24 protein-coding genes and 1 other annotated feature are annotated in these 19,327 nt (G+C 28.3%); all 24 genes read right to left on the bottom strand.

Annotation, left to right across the window (positions count from 1 at the left end; genetic code table 11):
* Positions 1-51: 51 nt before the first annotated feature.
* Entirely contained in the window at positions 52-429 is a 378-nt protein-coding gene (gene rplL, locus N4A55_RS03040) for a 50S ribosomal protein L7/L12 (RefSeq protein ID WP_113672549.1), read from the bottom strand.
* Between the two features lie 26 nt (positions 430-455).
* The gene (rplJ, locus tag N4A55_RS03035; RefSeq protein ID WP_293754031.1) at positions 456-1,025 is read right to left on the bottom strand and encodes a 50S ribosomal protein L10; all 570 of its coding nucleotides are present in this window, start codon (positions 1,023-1,025) and stop codon (positions 456-458) included.
* A gap of 83 nt (positions 1,026-1,108) precedes the next feature.
* Positions 1,109-1,282: a sequence feature (ribosomal protein L10 leader region), on the bottom strand.
* A gap of 55 nt (positions 1,283-1,337) precedes the next feature.
* The gene (gene rplA / locus N4A55_RS03030) at positions 1,338-2,039 is read right to left on the bottom strand and encodes a 50S ribosomal protein L1 (protein WP_293754029.1); all 702 of its coding nucleotides are present in this window, start codon (positions 2,037-2,039) and stop codon (positions 1,338-1,340) included.
* A gap of 68 nt (positions 2,040-2,107) precedes the next feature.
* Positions 2,108-2,530: a 50S ribosomal protein L11 gene (gene rplK / locus N4A55_RS03025; protein WP_113672552.1), complete on the bottom strand. Its 423-nt coding sequence runs from the start codon at positions 2,528-2,530 to the stop codon at positions 2,108-2,110.
* A gap of 92 nt (positions 2,531-2,622) precedes the next feature.
* Positions 2,623-3,141 (bottom strand): transcription termination/antitermination protein NusG, encoded by a 519-nt coding sequence (gene nusG, locus N4A55_RS03020; RefSeq protein ID WP_113672553.1) that lies wholly within the window; start codon positions 3,139-3,141, stop codon positions 2,623-2,625.
* An 82-nt stretch (positions 3,142-3,223) separates the two neighbouring features.
* The gene (gene secE / locus N4A55_RS03015; RefSeq protein WP_293754027.1) at positions 3,224-3,433 is read right to left on the bottom strand and encodes a preprotein translocase subunit SecE; all 210 of its coding nucleotides are present in this window, start codon (positions 3,431-3,433) and stop codon (positions 3,224-3,226) included.
* 35 nt (positions 3,434-3,468) lie between these two features.
* Entirely contained in the window at positions 3,469-3,618 is a 150-nt protein-coding gene (gene rpmG, locus N4A55_RS03010) for a 50S ribosomal protein L33 (protein WP_113672555.1), read from the bottom strand.
* A gap of 173 nt (positions 3,619-3,791) precedes the next feature.
* Positions 3,792-4,274 (bottom strand): flagellar export chaperone FlgN, encoded by a 483-nt coding sequence (gene flgN, locus N4A55_RS03005; protein ID WP_293754024.1) that lies wholly within the window; start codon positions 4,272-4,274, stop codon positions 3,792-3,794.
* 49 nt (positions 4,275-4,323) lie between these two features.
* A complete protein-coding gene (locus N4A55_RS03000; protein ID WP_293754022.1) occupies positions 4,324-4,515 on the bottom strand; it encodes a YjfB family protein in 192 nt (63 codons plus the stop codon).
* Positions 4,516-4,532: 17 nt separating this feature from the next.
* Positions 4,533-4,940 carry a flagellar export chaperone FliS gene (gene fliS / locus N4A55_RS02995; protein WP_293754021.1) on the bottom strand — a complete coding sequence of 136 codons (408 nt, stop codon included), beginning with the start codon at positions 4,938-4,940 and terminating at the stop codon, positions 4,533-4,535.
* Positions 4,937-6,424: a flagellar filament capping protein FliD gene (gene fliD, locus N4A55_RS02990; RefSeq protein ID WP_293754019.1), complete on the bottom strand. Its 1,488-nt coding sequence runs from the start codon at positions 6,422-6,424 to the stop codon at positions 4,937-4,939. The genes fliS and fliD overlap by 4 nt, the downstream gene beginning before the upstream one ends.
* Before the next feature lie 12 nt (positions 6,425-6,436).
* On the bottom strand, positions 6,437-6,814 hold the full coding sequence (locus tag N4A55_RS02985) for a flagellar protein FlaG (protein ID WP_293754017.1): 378 nt from the start codon (positions 6,812-6,814) through the stop codon (positions 6,437-6,439).
* 181 nt (positions 6,815-6,995) lie between these two features.
* Positions 6,996-8,117 carry a polysaccharide pyruvyl transferase family protein gene (locus N4A55_RS02980; RefSeq protein WP_293754016.1) on the bottom strand — a complete coding sequence of 374 codons (1,122 nt, stop codon included), beginning with the start codon at positions 8,115-8,117 and terminating at the stop codon, positions 6,996-6,998.
* Positions 8,110-9,663 (bottom strand): glycosyltransferase family 2 protein, encoded by a 1,554-nt coding sequence (locus tag N4A55_RS02975; RefSeq protein ID WP_293754014.1) that lies wholly within the window; start codon positions 9,661-9,663, stop codon positions 8,110-8,112. Before N4A55_RS02975 ends, N4A55_RS02980 begins: the two co-directional genes overlap by 8 nt.
* 32 nt (positions 9,664-9,695) lie before the next feature.
* The gene (locus tag N4A55_RS02970; RefSeq protein ID WP_293754012.1) at positions 9,696-10,814 is read right to left on the bottom strand and encodes an FkbM family methyltransferase; all 1,119 of its coding nucleotides are present in this window, start codon (positions 10,812-10,814) and stop codon (positions 9,696-9,698) included.
* On the bottom strand, positions 10,799-12,313 hold the full coding sequence (locus tag N4A55_RS02965) for an aldo/keto reductase (protein ID WP_293754011.1): 1,515 nt from the start codon (positions 12,311-12,313) through the stop codon (positions 10,799-10,801). The genes N4A55_RS02970 and N4A55_RS02965 overlap by 16 nt, the downstream gene beginning before the upstream one ends.
* A gap of 17 nt (positions 12,314-12,330) precedes the next feature.
* Positions 12,331-13,140, bottom strand: a complete 810-nt coding sequence (locus N4A55_RS02960) for a radical SAM protein (RefSeq protein ID WP_293754010.1) — start codon at positions 13,138-13,140, stop codon at positions 12,331-12,333.
* Positions 13,141-13,156: 16 nt separating this feature from the next.
* Complete coding sequence (locus N4A55_RS02955) at positions 13,157-13,966, bottom strand: radical SAM protein (RefSeq protein ID WP_293754008.1); 810 nt, start codon at positions 13,964-13,966, stop codon at positions 13,157-13,159.
* A gap of 5 nt (positions 13,967-13,971) precedes the next feature.
* On the bottom strand, positions 13,972-15,084 hold the full coding sequence (locus N4A55_RS02950) for a Coenzyme F420 hydrogenase/dehydrogenase, beta subunit C-terminal domain (RefSeq protein WP_293754006.1): 1,113 nt from the start codon (positions 15,082-15,084) through the stop codon (positions 13,972-13,974).
* Between the two features lie 4 nt (positions 15,085-15,088).
* Positions 15,089-15,709 (bottom strand): acyltransferase, encoded by a 621-nt coding sequence (locus tag N4A55_RS02945; RefSeq protein WP_293754004.1) that lies wholly within the window; start codon positions 15,707-15,709, stop codon positions 15,089-15,091.
* A gap of 1 nt (position 15,710) precedes the next feature.
* Positions 15,711-16,655 carry a glycosyltransferase family 2 protein gene (locus tag N4A55_RS02940; protein ID WP_293754002.1) on the bottom strand — a complete coding sequence of 315 codons (945 nt, stop codon included), beginning with the start codon at positions 16,653-16,655 and terminating at the stop codon, positions 15,711-15,713.
* Between the two features lie 22 nt (positions 16,656-16,677).
* Positions 16,678-17,454, bottom strand: a complete 777-nt coding sequence (gene rfbF, locus N4A55_RS02935) for a glucose-1-phosphate cytidylyltransferase (protein WP_293754000.1) — start codon at positions 17,452-17,454, stop codon at positions 16,678-16,680.
* 75 nt (positions 17,455-17,529) lie between these two features.
* Positions 17,530-19,074, bottom strand: a complete 1,545-nt coding sequence (locus tag N4A55_RS02930; RefSeq protein ID WP_293753998.1) for a tetratricopeptide repeat-containing glycosyltransferase family 2 protein — start codon at positions 19,072-19,074, stop codon at positions 17,530-17,532.
* 111 nt (positions 19,075-19,185) lie between these two features.
* Positions 19,186-19,327 (bottom strand): flagellin (locus N4A55_RS16910; RefSeq protein ID WP_293754101.1); only part of this gene is annotated, 142 nt, incomplete at its 5' end.

Raw genomic sequence — 19,327 nt, 5'->3', positions numbered from 1 at the left:
GTATTGTTTTTTATAAATTTAGCCTCTAGCTTAGCTAGAGGCTTTAATTCATTATTTTAATGTTACAGATGCGCCTACTTCTTCTAACTTAGTTTTCATTTCTTCAGCTTGATCTTTAGCTACGCCTTCTTTAACATTTGTTGGAGCACCTTCAACTAATGCTTTTGCTTCTTTTAATCCTAAACCAGTAATCTCTCTTACTGCTTTGATTACTTTGATTTTTTGTGATCCTGCTGCTGTTAATTCAACATCAAAATCAGTTTTTTCTTCAGCTGCTGCTCCACCTGCTGCTCCAGGAGCTGCCATTACAACACCTGCTGCTGCTGATACACCAAATTCTTCTTCACACGCTGTTACTAATTCATTTAATTCTAATACTGATAATTCTTTAATAGCATCAATTATTTCTGCTGTAGTTAATTTTGCCATTATTATACACCTCCGAAATTTTTATATTATTCTTCTGTTTGTTCTTGTGCTTCTTCAACTTTTTCTTCTACTTTATTAGCTGCTAATACTGCAGCTGTTTCAGCTCCTGTTTCCTCTGCCTTGTCAGCGATAGCTTTAACTGTACGAGCAAATGTTGAAATAGGTGATTGGAAGCTTCCAAGTAATTTAGCAAGTAATTCATCTCTTGCAGGTATTGAAGCTATTTTCTTAATACCTTCAACATCATAATAAGTTCCTTCTACAACACCAGCTTTAAAATCAAGATTCTTAAAGTCTTTTGCTGCATTTTTAAGTATTCTAGGTCCAGCTGTAGGATCTTCATAACTTATTGCAACAGCACTAGGACCTTCTAAATGATCTTTTAACTCTTCAAATTCAGTACCTTTGAAGGCAAAATTCATCATTGTGTTTTTGTAAACTTTATAAAGAACATTTCCTTCTCTAAGGTCTTTACGTAGTTTTGTATCCTCTTCAACTGTTAAACCACGATAATCAACAAGCACTATAGATGATGCTCCATCAAGTTTTGATTTAATTTCATCTACTATTGTTTGCTTTAATTCTACATTTGGCATCCTGTACACCTCCTTAAATTCAAAGTTACAGTTATTAGTACGATTCTCATCGTATTATATTTAGTAAAAACATTATGTTTTGTACTTAATAAATAAAACCTCTTTGTCCATAGACAAAGAGGTTAACAAATTCATATTAATCAACAATTAGAAATAATTTCTAGGTTGTTAATGTTTACTTGTAATACCTCGGTAGGTGGTTACCCTTTACACCAAATAATAGTACCTACTGTCTACAGTTAAGTTATCTCCAAAGAGATTACATTATTTAATTTTCAAACGTATTATAACATCTAGTAAATAGCTTGTCAACTATTTTTCTACAGATATTTTATCTCCGTTGATTTTAATTCCAGGTCCCATTGTAGAAGTTATGGCAACACTTCTCAAATATTGACCTTTGGCAGCCGATGGCTTAGCCTTTATAATTGCGCTCATTAAAGTGTGGAAGTTGTCCATAATCTTTTCTGTTCCAAATGATACTTTTCCGATTGGAACGTGAATAATATTTGTCTTATCTAATCTATACTCAATTTTACCTGCTTTTATATCCTTAATAGCTTTTGCAACGTCCATTGTTACTGTTCCAGCTTTTGGATTTGGCATTAATCCTTTTGGACCAAGTATACGTCCAAGTCTACCTACAACTGCCATCATATCAGGTGTTGCTACTACAACATCAAAGTCTAACCAACCTTCATTTTGAATCTTAGGAATTAATTCATTCCCTCCAACAAAATCTGCTCCTGCTTCTTCTGCTTCTGTTATTTTCTCACCTTTAGCAAATACTAATACTCTAACTGATTTACCTGTTCCATGTGGAAGTACAACAGCTCCACGTACTTGTTGATCAGCATGACGGCTGTCTACACCTAATTTAATATGACACTCAATAGTTTCGTCAAATTTTGCACTAGCTGTTTTTACAACAATGTCAGCTGCTTCTTTTGGATCGTATAGTGTTGTTCTATCGACTAACTTAGCAGCCTCTTTATATCTTTTTCCTCTTTTCATTTCATTAACCTCCTTGTGGTAATATCGGGAGCAACCCTCCCACAGTGTGAATTTTGTAGCGACACTGTCTATTCTACAACAATTCCCATGCTTCTTGCAGTTCCTGCAATCATACTCATAGCTGATTCAATAGAACTAGCATTTAAATCTTTCATTTTTAATTCTGCAATTTTTTGAACTTCTTCTTTAGAAATTGTAGCTACTTTTGTTTTATTAGGAACTCCTGAACCAGAGTCTATTTTACAAGCTTTTTTAAGTAATACAGCTGCTGGTGGAGTCTTAGTGATAAAACTAAAACTTCTATCTTGATATACAGTAATTACTACTGGAATAATCATTCCTGCTTGATCAGCTGTTTTAGCGTTAAATTCTTTTGTAAATTGCATTATGTTCACACCATGTTGTCCTAGTGCTGGACCTACTGGTGGTGCTGGTGTAGCTTTACCAGCTGGAATTTGTAATTTTATCATTCCTGTAACTTTCTTAGCCATTAAGGGCACCTCCTGAATTTTGTGGTATTTAACGGGATTTCCCTCCCACTAGTATGAACAAACGTAGTCCACACTATAAAACCAATAATAAATTAAATTTTTTCCATTTTTGTAAAGTCTAATTCTACTGGTGTTTCTCTACCAAATATTGAAAGATTAACTATTACAGTACGTTTATGCTCATGAATTTCCTTAACAATACCTACAGATCCTTCAAAAGGTCCTTCAGTAACTTTAACGGAATCACCAGTCTCTACCTCAATGTTAACAACCTCAATATCAATACCCATATTTTTTATCTCTTCTTCAGATAAAGGTACCGGTTTTGATCCAGGTCCAACAAATCCAGTAACACCTCTGGTGTTTCTTACAACGTACCAAGTATCGTCATTCATGACCATCTTAATGATAACGTATCCTGGAAATGTCTTTTTCTCAACTTCTTTTTTATTTCCATTCTTTTCTTCTACAACTTTGTATAGTGGTACAATTACCTCTAATATTTGGTCATGTAATTTTCTGTTATCAACTAATTTTTCAATATTAGCTTTAACTTTGTTCTCATACCCTGAATAAGTATGCACAACAAACCATTTAGCTTCTTCTGCCATAGAACCATCCTTCTTTACTTATTTCACTTGGATTATAATTAAAGTTATAATCTCTACATACTTGAAGAGTATACCAATTTTTTTAATAAATATACCCTACTCCTGCTTGAAACAATAGGTCTATTACAGTAATTATAGCTCCAACCAATAATGAAACAAATAATACGGTAACTGTTTGTTTTGCTAATGTTGTTCTATCAGGCCATATGATTTTTTTAAATTCACCTTTTAAACCTTTAAAAAAGCTTTTCTTTTTAACAACTTCTTTTTTAACAACTTTGGCTTCACCCATGTTTTCACTTCCTTTGTACAAATTATTGTAGAAAATTACTTAGTTTCTTTATGAAGAGTATGTTTTCTACAGAATCTGCAGTATTTTTTTGTTTCTTGTCTTTCTGGATGTAATCTTTTCTCTTTTGTTGTGTTGTAATTTCTTTGCTTGCATTCAGTACATTCTAAAGTTATTTTGACACGCACAACTTCCACCTCCACTTGTCTATAAGTTTAGAGAATTGCATATCATTTTACGGCATAAAAAAAAGAGCCCTACAAATATGCTTATATAATATATCATATTGTGGGTTCTACTGTCAAGGTTTTTGAAACAATTTTATTATTATAGTAATAATTTCAATACTCCTCGACTTATTTTACTTTTTTTGATCTAAGAAGTAAGATTTATCTTTAAAAGAGTTATTCATGTTCTTATAATAGTTTGTTGCTGTTTTCTTACTCTTTTTAAAAGTTTTTATTTCTCTTTTTTTATTATTGAAATGTTCTTCTATTATTACTTTATTCTTCTCTTCTAATACTTGTATATCAATACCTATTTCAGATACACTAGTTATTTTATTTTTAAGTAATTTTATTTTGTCTTTATGTGTGTAAACATTTCCTTCAAGCTCTTTTGATATTCTATCAAATGTTGACTGAAAACCTGAGTCTAGAATTTCTATTTCGTCTATATATTTTTGTTTTTCATCCATAAACTCATTAAATTCTTCTAGATCAAATTTATTATTATTAACGTATTCACTTTGTTTTCTAGTAACTTCATAGATGTTTTTCAGAACATCCGACTTCTTATCCAACGAATCTAATAATATACTAAGATAGGTGTTGATATCCGACATACAAATACCTCTTTTCTACTTATTTATAAGTAAATGTTAATCAAGTTCATTAAAGTCTAATATCTATATTAGCTCCTATATGTGGATTGACTGATGTTTCTAGTGATGCAGATTGTATAAGCTGATTTAACGCTTGCCCCTGTTGTTTTACCATATCCATACCCATCTTACTTAGTGAAATATTAACTTGAGACATAATTTTCCCTTGTGATAAAGATGTTGATAGTGTTGCTATATCCATAGTATCACTTCACTCCTTTATTCTGTAGCGTTAGTTGTGTCTTTATTTTTTGGAATCTTTGCAATCTTCATAGCTTCTTTCCATGTATCACGAAGCTCTCTTAGTAAGCTCAAAACTTCTTCTAATACTTCTTTATCTTTAGTTATATTAGCTTCTACTAGCCTATCATTTATGTAGTCATACATTTTTTTAAAATTTTCTGCTACTGGATATTTTTCATCTAATGTAACAACAAATTCTTCTATAATATCTTCTACTCTAGTAATGTAATTATGTGCTTTTTCCATTTCATTATTTTCTAAAGATATGATAGCTTGGTTGCAGAATTTTATTGCACCGTTATATAGCATTAGTGTTACTTCTTGTGGGGAAGCGGTTAAGATTGCGTTACTTTGGTATTTGTTATATCCAGTATTAGTTATCATTGTGCCCCACCTCCTAACATTGATGCTAGTGATGCACTCTGGTTGTTCATCATTTGGATAGCTTTTTCCATAGCAGTGAATTGTCTGTAATATCTTTTTTCTATGTTAGCTAATTTATCTTCTAATACGGTTATTCTGTCTTCGTAATCATCTATTTGTTTGTCCATTTGTTTGTCATTAAAGAAAGTAAATGCACTACTTATTTCTGTTGACTTCATTTTTTTCTGCATTTTTGAGTATAATTTTTCACCTATTTTGTTTAATAGAGCAGCTACTTTTTCTGGATCTTTCTCAATTGCTTCTTTTAATTTATTTGTTTTAGAAGCATATAATGGATCATCTCCATCACCATTAATATGTAACAATCCTCTTTCATTATGATCTCCTGTTACAATTCCTAAATCAGACAAATATCGATAATCAAGCCCTGATGTATCCACACCAATACTACTTCCAACAATACCTCTCATTGAATGAACTAAACTAGTTAGAATATCATCTCTTCTTAATAATGAACCTTTTATTTTTTGCTCCCATAATTTTATATCATCTTGGGACATTGCTTTCTTTTCTTCTTGGGTCAATGGTTCATATCCTGCAACTCTATCCGCACCAAGTTTTTCATTAATTTCAACAAGAAGTTTATTATACTCTGTTATAAAATCTTTTACATTGTCATACATAGCTTTAGTATCTTGATTAACTGTTATATTAGCTTCACCTTTTGATTTTAATGTTACAGTAAGGCCATTAACAGTTATTTCATTACTCTTTGATTCTAATTGTGTTCCATTGTAGGTAATTTTAGCATTTTGTCCATTACTACCTACTTTACCTTCTAAGCCTAATTTTTTAATTAACTCAGCATCTCCACTAACTATCTCAATTTTCACTCCGTCTCCTTGTTCTTTACTGGACATCATTATTCTCTTGAAATTGTTATCAAATGATGCATTTATATCTCCAACTTTCTCTTTTATTTTATTAGTAATGCTATTAATGGTATCTTTAGCAGTTATCTCAACATTAACCGTTTTATCTCCTAATTTTATACCTATAGTCTTTTTTTCATCTTTTGTAAAATTCACTAATTGTTCTGCTTTGGTTGAATTAGTTATTTCCTTCCCATCTTTATCTTTGTCTAACTTATCACCAGTAAGAAATGAACCTTTTGCAAGCTGAGTTACAGTAAATGTATGAGTTCCTTTTGTAGCTTTTGCATTAGCTTTTGCAGATATAATAGATTCATTAGAAGATACTGCATTTTTTTTCATAAATGTTCCTTTAGATCTTAAAATATGAACTTGTTTAGTAAAGAAAGAATAAAGCTTCTTATTCATGTCTTTCCAGATATCTTTTCTCCATTCAAGTTTTGTCTTCTGTTTCTTTACTTTGTCAACTTTCATTCTTTCTGCTTTCATTAGTTCTTTAATAATATTATCTGTATCAAGTCCAGAAGCTAAACCAGAAAATTGTACTGCCATATTAATCACTCCTTATCTTTTCTCATCTACAAAAATCCCAGCCATTTCCCATAACTTTGCAACCATATCTAATATTTTTTCAGATGGAATCTCTCTTATAACAGAATCATCTTCTGTATTAATTACTTTAACCATGATTTGTTTTGTTTTTTCATGTATAGAGAATTTTAATCTTCGGTCGTATACTTTGAAGTGTTTATTAGCTTTTTCTATGGCCTCAATTACTTCATGTTCTTCAATTTGTTGTTTGCTTTCAATATTTATTGATACATCACGAGCAATTTCATCTTTAACTTTTTCTATTTTTACAGATGAACTGACTTCCTTTTTTAGCATATCAACTTGAGAGTTTGCATTATACATATTTGCGGTATTGCATTCAATTCTCATTATTTAAAACCTCCTTATTTAATGTTCTCATCTGTATAATATATCGTAAGTTTGATGTAATAACTTAATATCTTTTTAAAAAGATTAAATAAATGATTATTTTTACTTATTTCATTCACGTCATACCTAATTAAGTTATAATGTTATAGTGTATGTTACTTATTTATATATAATTATATCTTTAAAAAACATAACATTTGGCATTTTCATTATATGCATCTATTCTTTCAACAAGTATTTGTTTTAAATTATTTTCATTTTTTAATAACATCTTAAACATTAACAATAAACTATTATTATGTAAAAAGTTGTTTATTGGTAATACAAAATCTTCAAGTCCTAAGTCTAAAGCAATACCTTTAGATTTCACAGAATAACCAATTGCAATCGTTGGTATGCTAGATGAGTAAGCAGAAATTGTTGCATGAGTTCGTGCAAAAATACCAAATCTGCATTTAGAAATTATGTATTTATATTCCGCAACATTCAGTTTATCTGAGATTAAACATATCCTATCTTTTAGTTCTATTTTATTATATATTTTTTGTAATAATAAGAAATCATTATCCATTGGCATTACTACATGAGGAATCAGAGCAATATTCATATCTGTATTATTAATTATATATTCAATCAAAGTATTTATGTTTTTAACTATGCTTCCTTTTATTAATTCCCTACGTACTACTAGTGGACTAATATTTATTGCTACTGTATTATTTACAATAAAGTTTTCTGGAAGTTTTGTTTTTTTTGGATGTAATAAAAACGCAACATCAGAACAAAGTTCTACGTTATCTAGTCCTTTTTCAATCAAAGCATTATATGTTAATCTTTCTCTTACAGTAATTAAATGGTGTGTTCTTAATGTATTAACCATTTCTTTAGATATCATTGATGGTTCAATTGAACAACTCCACAGTATACTTTTTGCACCTTGCTGAATTACTATATCATGAATCGTTTTCCATCTATGCCAATTATCATAACAATAATTATCACCACCAACTGATAAACATATAGTATTTGTCTTGATTCTTTCAATCGTAGATTTATAAATAAAAGTATCATAAAATCCTTTTTGAGATGTGTTTTTATCTAATGAAACATAATGAAAATCGCGTTCACAATATTCATCTACAGGCATATCAAATTCTATATCCTGTTCTTTAAAATGTGTAGAAAGTATTATTTCACTTTCGGGATATTTATTTTTAATTAAATTTACAGTACATTTCACAATAGCTTCTGCACCATGATTATATGCACCGCCATGACCATAAATTAAAAAGTTGTTACACATTGTTTTCCTCCATGTATTCTTTAAGTTTTATAATTTCTTTATCATTAGGACTCATTTCTAATAAATCGTTGAGTGCCATTAAAGCATCTTCTTTTTTTCTATTTTTAATAAATAATTGTGTTTGTATTTTTTTTGCATATATAAAAATTTCTGCGTTCTCAAGTATTGCTGAAACATTAAGACACGTAAATACTATTTCTTCTTGAAACGGTTTATCATCTATATTAGATAATATTTTAATCATTTTTTTCAAAGCATGATGAAAATTATTAATATATATATCAGAAATTACATCACTATATTGTAAAACAAAGTTTTTGTTATCTATCCAGTTTAGGAGAATGTTATCTTCAAAACAATCTTTTAGAATTTCCCATTCAATCCTCATTAATACTGCAGTATCTAATGACGATAATGATTTCTTTAGTATTTTTTTAATATCTAAGTTAATTATAGATAGAATAAAATCATTATTTTTTATATGTTGTGATAAATCTTTTCTTAAAATGAAAATAGGAATATCTTCATTCAACAAACCAATATTATAGTAGATTAAATCCATTATATCTTGATTATTTATATTTTGGATTCCATATTGCAAAAATATTTCAAGCATATTTCTTTTAAATATTTTCAATTGATCCATATTATGAAGTACATTGAACATTTCCTGAGTTAGTTCATTACTAATTATTTTTTGTATTTCTGAGAGCTTATCAGTTATACAAAAATTACATTCTAATGCTACGTTTATTGTATCTATTATCGAATTAATGTAAACACAATATATAAATATATAATTCTCATCGCTAATTTTACTAAAAGATTCAAGAAAATTTTTAGCTTGATGAAACAAAAAAACATCAGAGTTAAAACGATTAACATTATAATTAAAGGACAAAGAGTTCATATGTACCCTGTAATTATGTAAAATTTTTTGTGAAACTCCAACTTTGTTTACATATTTTAATGATTCAATACAAAATGATGTATCTCCACCATAAAATAATTTCTTAGTATCTGTATAATCAATTGAATTCAATAAAGAAACTTTAAATAATTTCCCCCATACTGGTCTTATAAATTGATATAATTTTATAAATTGATTGGCTAATTCACTACCTTCTATAATCAGTTCCTCGCTAATTCTTCTATACCCTATATTATCTGTACCCATATAATAAAACTTAGAACCACCAATAGCTATATCTAAATCTTTTTTTTCAGCAAGATAATATAATTCATCAAGGAAATTTTCTTCCCAATAATCATCACTATCTAATGTAGTAAAATATTTACCTTTTGCTTTACTTTTAATTAAATCAAACCAAAACCCACGTTGATTTTTTTCTAATCTCAGTACTTTTATTCTATCATCTACGTTTGAATAAGCTGAAATTATTTCTTTTGTTTTATCAGTTGAACCGTTATCAACTATTATATATTCAAAATCCTTAAAATTTTGTTTTAATACGCTTTTAATACACTGTTCTATATATTTACCAGTATTATACGCTTGAGTATAAACAGTTACACTACATGCCAAAGGTATTCAACTTCCTTTCTTAATTATAAATATTACTTTTCAATATAAGCATATAACTTCATCCACTTGTGCACTATTTTATAATTAGGATTTGCTTTTAATATTAAATCTTCAATTACTTGTGGATCATCTGGTAAATGATATGTGCAAATTGCTAACATTGGTGAAAATTTCTTCAATGTCTCTACCGCTCCCCTAATTAATTGTCGCTCTGCTCCTTCAATATCAGCTTTGATAAAGTCTACTCTATTTAGTTTATTTATCTTAACAAATTCATCTACCGATATTGCATTAACTTCCACAAATTCTGTTGCTCCATTTTGCATAACAAAAGAATTCTCTCCCGAAGAATAATTACTAATACCAAAAGATACTTTACCTGGTTTATCAGAAATGGCATAATTACATGGTATAATCAAATTATTATTTAAATTTGAATGTTTCTTTAGAATTTTTCCTAAGGATTTTGTTGGTTCAAAACAATATGATGTATATCCTTTAGTAGCTGCGTAACAAGAAAACAATCCCATATTAGCTCCACAATCAAACACTACTCCTTCCTGAGTATTCTCTAATACTACTTGTCCATACTCATAAGGTCCTTCCATAACCAAGGAATAATCATTAAAAATACTAGGTAGAATAAGATCTCCAAATTCGCTAAACATAGGAGCTAATTCATTTTTATTATTACTACTTGAAAAAGGATTTAATATAGAAAAATTACTAAAATTAATTATTTCTGTAGAATAATCAACTTTTTTTTCATTAAAATATTTTTCATAATAAACAGCAAATAATTGTCTTCTTAATTCAGGTGTTAATAATATATAATTATTGTAACCCTTTTCATTTAATGTATTTTTTATTTCATCCCAAAAAATAATTGATGCACATATTAAAATTAAAGTATCCCTATTTTCATTATTAATGTCCGAAATATTATATACAGGTATATCATTTAATTTTGATTTATGATTTTGTCCATCACTAACAACAAAACAATCGACTAATATATTACATTCTTTTAGACATGGATATATTAGTTGTGCCATTTTACCAGCACCATATACTATGATAGAATGTTGATTTTGAAGTCTTTTTATTATATTCATAGTCATTTCATCTTTATCATTTACATAATTAACCATGGTACATCGTCCTTTCGATATAATTTAATTATTTCTATACCTAATTCTGTATAATGTTTTAGACCATTAAATATTTCGTCTGTATAGTTATAATTAGTAATAATGATACAATCTGGTTTTATATTGTCAATTTCATCCGGATTATGTATAAGATAATTATTTTCCTGTTTTCCCCACAATGATGGATTGCTGTCAAAAACACAAAAAATGAAATCTAATTTTCCGAATAAATCACGATATAAATTTAAAAAATTATTAGTAGCAACTCCAGCAGGATAGAATCCAATACATTTATAATCTTTACATTTTAGTTGCTCCATTCTCTTCTTCTTTGCAGAAATATTGTAACAACATTTCTCTGACATCTCGTAAATCTCTGAAATACGTTGTTGAATTGGTAGTTTCTGAGTACATTTTTTTTCACATGCTCCACAATTGATACATGGATTTTTATTGTCATTAAGTATAATATTAAAATCAAATTTAATCTTATGAAATAAATTTATTTTCTTTGCAATTTCTATATCCTTGCAACGACATATAGATGATTCTTTACTAAAAAACAAAGTATTGTAACTTTGCATAAAATCGGAGATTGGTATTCCAGCGGGACAATTAGTACAATAATTACATCCTGTACAATATCCATCTAAATTATTTATTTTTAGATTAACATAATTACTTCGTTGATTTTCAAATTTATCTACTCCTTTAAAAGCAGATAAATTTTCATTTAACTCCTTTAATGTTGCCATACCAGAAAGCATGGATGTAATTTCTTTATGTGAATATATGAATTTCAAAGCAGCCTGTACAACGCTTTCATTTTCGCTCATTCTTATAAAATCAAAGAATCTATTATTTGATGGTATTATCCCACCACCTAACGAATTCATCGTAATAATACCCATATTATTACACCTTGCAACACGAAGAATTTGGTCCATAATCTTATAATTAAGTAGTGAGTATGATATAGTAACTCCTTCAAATGCTCCTTCATTTATTATTTTAATAATATCTGGTACTACTGCATGAGTAGAAAAACATATATGAGAAATTAGGCCCCTGTTTTTAGCTTTTATTGCTCCTTCATATAATCCACCTTTTTTCATAATTTGTTCATATTCTTGATAACTTTTTATGTACCAGACACAAAAAAAAGTAGATTTGTTCACCCCCATCACTTTAAGTGAATTTTCAATTCTTCTCAAAACATCATCTGCTGTCTTATCCATATCAAAACGAGCCTTAGTAGTGACATGAAATTCTTTTTTTATATTCTTAAAAGCAATGTTTAATATTCTCTCAGCCTTTCTTTGTGAATAAATGTATGATGTATCAATATAATTAACTCCATTATTAATAGCTTCACATACTATCTCAGCTGCTCGTTCAAGTCCATCATTATCCTTTAAATCATTTGGACTAAAACGATTTGTTCCTATACTAAGAGCAGATAACTGAATGTCTGTATTACCAAATGGTCTATAAATCACACTTTTCACCTCATAAACTATAACTGCTCAGCAGGTATATAACGTTTTGAATCCTCACACAATCCATTACAATATGCACATGCGGTTAGACTTTTACATTTTAAAATATCAATTATTTTTTCACGTTGTTGCTCTATTGTGAGTTTGTCATCATATAAATTAATATATTCATTATATTTTACAGGAATCTTTCCTAATTCTAACCCCCTTCTGGAGTAACCACATGGATGAATTAAACCATCACGTATTGCAAAACAAAATTTAGTCTTAGCATAATGACATTTTCTCATTTTTTCTTCTATTTCTTGTTGAGTGAAAACGATCTGTTCAAAATTACCAAAATCAACCCAGCCACCACAATGAGCATCTTCCCCATAATATTTTTTCATTATAAATTCTAAATTATTATCATTTAAAAACTCTAAAATATTATCAATTTCTTTAGACAATTCTCCATAGTGATCCAGCCACAATAGTATTTTACCTGAATTTTGCAGTAATATATTTTGCAGCTTTTCTGTAGGAAACAAAGTTCCATTAGTAAATATTAATACTCTACCTATTTTATCAGTATATTCCATAAGTTTTTCAAGAACTTCAGATAAGTATTTATAAAATAAAGGCTCTCCTCCTGTAACAGAAAAGTCTTCAACATAATCCACTAATTTAAAAAACATATCAATTTCATCTGTCAATTCTTTAAGAGTATATGGTTTATGAATTTTATAGTGTGGAGAAAAAGAAGCACATAATTTACATTTTAATGTGCAATTTTTCGTAACATGCAAACTACTATGTAACAAACTAATAATATTCTTTTTATTCATTTTAAAATCCCTCCATTTATAACTGTTCAGCAGGTTTATACCTTTGTGAATCTTCACACATACCATTACAATATGCACATGCACCAAAATACTTTAGATTTAAGATATTCCTTAACTTATTTTTTTGTTGTTCAACAGTATTATCATCAAATAAATCAATATACTCAGATTTATTTCTAGTAATGATATTAAGCTCCATTATTCTATGAGAAAATGTACAAGGATGCATTTCTCCATTTTTTATTGCGAAACAAAAATTAATTTTAGGTAAACCACATTTTCGAAATTTTTTAATAATATCTTTTTCGTTATGAGATTTCAAAGAAAAATCATTAAAATTCACCCATCCACCACAATGTGGATTATCTCCATGATAAATTCTAATTCTATGATCAATTTTTTTGTCTTCAAAATAATTTTTAATTCTAGATACTTCAGTTGATAGTTCTCCATAATGATCCACCATTACTATTAGACAACCATCTTTTTTGCCATATTTTTCTAGTGTAGATTGCAATTCATTGTTAGGAAATATTGTACCATTTGTAATAATTTCGATCTTATCAAATTGATTTCTATATTCAATAATTTTCTCGATTATTCTTGCTAAATCTTCGTGTATTAATGGCTCTCCTCCTGTTACTGTGAATTTTTCAACATGATCAACAATTGAAAAATATCTATCAATAATATCCGATAATAGTTCAAGACTATAATGGGGTTGTGGATTATAATAAGGTGAATATCCTGCACATAGTTTGCATTTCAAACTACACCTCTGTGTTATAGTTAATCCACTATGTAATAATTTTAATTTTTCATTCATAATAATTATCCTTTCACTAAACCAGTATTTATTATACTAGTCATTAATTCTTCAAAATCCATGCTATCAATTTTTTCAAAAAAATAATTTCTTTTGTTACCTTTCATAACTGAATCAATCCCACATTGATTAAAACTTATTGCTTTATCAATAGCATTTTCTTGTTTAAAAATTTGATCATCTATATTTTCAAAATATTTCTTCCCCTTCTGTGAATTAATAATTACAAGTGATGTTCCCCTATCTGTATCTATGCTTTCATCATTCAATTTAACTCCCCAAAAATCTCCAAGAGTTAAATCTGAATTCCGAGGAAATCCCTTAAAACTACAATTTGAACAAGACGGACGCATATATAAATTATATTTTAGGTAACCACGCATATATAAATCTGTATATCTATCTGCATAATATTCACTACCATTTTCAAATTCTATTTTTGTACAAAATTTATTCCAACCGTCTTTTTTATTTTTGAACCAAACCTTTTTAATCTTTGAATTATATTTCTTTTTAATACTATCTAAATATTTTAAATAGGCCTTTGGAGAATTAGACCCTCTACAAATAAAATCACATAGTAGTAAATTATCATAATCCTTATTTAAGAAACTTAATAAACCTGCACCCTCACATGGAGTACCTACAAACATAACAAGTTCTTCATTGTCTAAAAGTTCTTTTATATCTTTTAATACAAATCCAATTTCACTTTGAACATATTTTGATTGTCTTAATAAGCAAATCTCTTCCATATCACTTATAATATAATGCTCTACTAAATGAGATGAATTATATCTAGCACCAACAACATAACCTCCCTGTAAAATCACATAATTGGCAAGTTCAGTAAATATTCCACCTGATGTACTATCAAATCTTACTTCATTATCCAAAGACCAAGCAGCATATACCATAGGTGATAATTCATTTTTGCATACTGATTTATTAAGTACAGGACAAACTTGTTTACAAAGATTACAGTTAGTGCATTGGTCTTCATCTATATTCGGATATAAAAATCCTTCATCATCAGCAATCATTGTTATACATTTATTCGGACAAATATTATTGCATGCTCCACAAGCAGTACAATACTCTGTTATTGAATTTAACATAATTTTATCTCCAGTTAATATTTTTTTTAATTACTTTAGCAGGAACACCAGCAGCAATACAATTTGCTGGAATATCATTTGTAACAACAGAACCAGCAGCAATAATTGAACCATCTCCAATAGTAACACCTTTTAAAATCGTGGAATTTACACAAATCCAAACATGTTTCCCTATATTTATAGCATCTGGTTTATTTATAACATTCTTTTCATTATCCATTATCAAATGATGATCCCCATCATAAACATATACTCCTCTAGCTATTGTTGCTCCATCCCCTATTGTTATATTATTGCAACAAGCAATAACAGAATTTGAATTTATGTATCCATTCCCTAATACCAATTTTGCATTTTTAAATATCTGAATGGTTGACCCATAAAATAGTTTAAAAATTCCATTTACATCTAATATACAATTCTCGTGCATTTTTAAATAACTCTCAGCATTTGAACCTTTAAAATGATTTGAATTGATATAAAAATCATTATATAGGTTGATTTTGGCCGTTTTATGTATATCCAACACAGCATTTTTATAAATAATTAATTTACCATTTTGACTATTTATATTTTTACACAACCTATTATAATATAATGATTTTATCTTATTCTTCTCAAACATACTATAACACCTTAATATATTTTTCCATTAATTCTTTTTCAAATTCTTGGGTATGATTTCCATTATAAAATTTAAAATAGTTTTTAGTTAGTTCATTTTTTATAAACTCTAACTGTCTTTCACAGTTTGTTAAATTATTTATGGAAATCTTGTTACACATAGATATCATATAAGACCATTCACTATATTGTGCGTACTCTGCTATTTCTGGCAACATTTTTGAAAGATATTCTGTTCTTTCTCTAAAAGCAGAAAAATACTCTTCTAATTGTCTAGGATTTAATAACTTATCATTTGTAGTAAATGCAGAATTATTACTTTGATGTCTTCTAAAACAATATTTTGGTAATCCATGTGCTATTATTTTTTTTGCGTTTGCTAGATATTTATACCCTACTGTAATATCATCGTAATTTCCTATTTCCAAAAATTTTATCTTATCAAATAAATCTTTTTTTATCAATTTTGTTGGCATCGCAACATTAAATCTTTTACGTTTCAACATTTCCACAACTGCTTCACCCGAATTCATAATCAAACAATCATCAAAAACATAATTGTCTAGAATTTCTCCATTAACTTCTTTGGTTGAACCACAAATGGATATATCTGCTTTATTTTCAATTATAAGATTATATAAAAATTCTAACATATCTTGCTCTGCTATATCATCATCATCTATAAAAGTTATATATTGTCCATTTGCATGATCTAACCCTCTATTTCTACCTGCACCAATTCCACAATTACCAGGTAAATTTATAACTTTAATTCTAGAATCATGTTTAGAAAATTGCTTTACTATTTTACCACTTTTATCTGTAGAACCATTGTTAACAATTATAAATTCAAAGTTTCTATACGTTTGATCTATAATAGATTCTATAGCATTTGCTACATAATCTTCACGATTATGAGTGAGCATAATTACACTAATATTTAACACTATTTCTCCTCCTAATCTACTACTACCATTTTTTCCATAAAGCTCTATTCTGTATCCATAATTTTTCTAAAAATCCCTTATCCCTCTGAGTATCCATGCATTGCCAAAAGCCATAATGTTTATAAGCATTAAGTTTTCCTTGTTTTGCTAAATCCTCTAATGGGCTTCTTTCAAAAATGGTTTCGTCTCCTTCTATAAAATCAAACACTTCTGGTTCTAAAACCATAAATCCACCGTTAATCCATCCCCCATCTTCCTTAGATTTTTCCACAAATTTATTTATACCATTTGTTGTATCATCAATATCAAGTACACCAAATCTTCCCCCAGGTTGTATAGCTGTCATTGTAAGATATCCATTTGATTTATCATGGTATTTTTCAAGCTCGTTAATATTTATATCGGAAACTCCATCCCCATAAGTAAGCATAAATCGTTCATTTTCAACATATTTTTTAATTCTTTTTATTCTACCACCTGTCATGGTATGAAGTCCAGTATCAACCAATGTAACTTTCCATGGTTCTGAAACATTATTATGTATAGTCATCTTATTTTCATTTTTAAAATCAAATGTTATATCAGATGTATGTAAATAATAATCTGCAAAAAATTCTTTAATTAAATATCCTTTGTAGCCTAAACAAATAATAAAATCATTGTACCCATAATGACTATAAATCTTCATAATGTGCCAAAGAATTGGCCTTTCTCCTATCTCAATCATTGGTTTAGGCTTTAAGTGACTTTCTTCGCTTATTCTCGTCCCAAAACCACCTGCTAATATTACTGTTTTCATGATATTCCTCCTTATGCCGGTTCCTTTGATTTCACGAAGTAGTGTCTTTATATATTTATTTACTTTTAATTAATTTCAATATAAACTATTTAAGTTGTCATTTATTTTATCTATACTCATTTTATCATTTGTATTATGCAATGATTTTTTATAATAAGCTATAGCTAATTCATTTTGTTTATTGTATTGATAAAGATACGCTAGATTATATAATAAATCAAAATAATTTTCCTCTTTAGAAAGTCCTTCTTTTAATATTTTCTCTGCATCTTCTATTTTACCTTCCATCATAGCTATAACACCTTTAATGGAATAGACATCTATATCATCATTGACTATCTTTTCATATTCTAGGATTAATTCTTTAGCCTCTTCTAATTTACTGTCTTCTACTAAAGTAATTATATTATTTTTTACATGCTCTTTATTTTTATAAAACTCACTACCTAAATACGGATCATCTGTATTTTTGTTATTAATTATCTGCTCTAATTTCTCTATTTCGTAGTCTCTTTTTTCTTCTTTTAACAATGCAATTAACTCTTCAATTCCAACATTATGTATATTTCTATTATCTAAAACAGCTTCTTTCAGCTTGTCAATTGATTCCCTTTTTTTATTTTGAAGCAATAGTACTTTACCCCATTGAATCTTAGCAAGAAAACTACCTGTACCATATCTTGATACACCTTTTTCATATTCACCAATATTAATTGCTTTATCAAAATATTCAATTGCTAAATCATGTTCATCTATATTAACATAGGCTATACCACAGTAATAGTATATATCAGGTATTTTACCTATGTATATATCCTTAGATACTTCAGTCACAAGATTTATAATCTGATTATAATTTTTAAGTGCCATCATACACTTTATTAATTCTAATACCAAGTTATCATGAAAACTATACCTTCTCTTATTAGTTAATTCATTACTCTTTAGAAAATCGTCAATAGCTGTGTCAAAGTTCCCACTTATCATCTCCATAACCCCTTTATTATACCAATGGAAAGGATTATTAGGCTCTATCTTTATTTGTTTTTTTATAATTTTCATATTTCTTTTTTCTTTATTTTTTTTATTATATACTGACTTATAGTAACCATAATGGTATATCTTACATATATTACCATCTATAACTTCACCAACATAATTCTTATCATTAATATATAGCTGTTCGTGAATCGCTCCAGAATAATGAGGTTTATTATTTTTAAACAACCTAACCATAACAGACGTCACTTCTATGTTATCATTATTCATTAAATTATATATCGGAATTATAAATGCTTGTTCTATGGTATTATTAATAATACCTTCTAATTCATTTCTGTCAGCAAATAGTCTCTCATCAGCATCTAATATAATAATCCAATCACCTGAAGCATATCGCATAGATAAATTTCTAGCTTTACTAAAGTCATTTTCCCACTTATGATGTATTATCTTTACACATGTCTTCTCAGTAGAATATTTATCTAATAATTCAACTGTTTTATCAGTAGAACCAGTATCAACCACTATAGCTTCATCAACAACCTTCATAGCACAATCTAAACAATTAATTATATTTTCTTCTTCGTTTTTAACTATCATACAAAGACTTATTTTCACTATAATTAACCTCCTCTAATTTAAACCTTTTAGAATAATTATTTGCTATTAAAATAGCCAGTGGAATTATCCCCTGACTACTTTAATAATAAAAATTTTAGTACTATTGTACTATCTTAATAATTGAAGAACACCTTGTGGATTCTGATTAGCTTGTGCTAACATTGATTGTGCTGCTTGCATTAAGATATTTTGTTTTGTAAAATTCATCATTTCTTTAGCCATATCTACGTCTCTCACTCTTGATTCTGCA

The organism is Vallitalea sp., assembly GCF_025211055.1.
Lineage (GTDB): Bacteria > Bacillota > Clostridia > Lachnospirales > Vallitaleaceae > Vallitalea.
The sequence above is the reverse complement of the archived record's forward strand: the minus strand, read 5'-3'. Positions and strand labels throughout refer to the sequence as shown.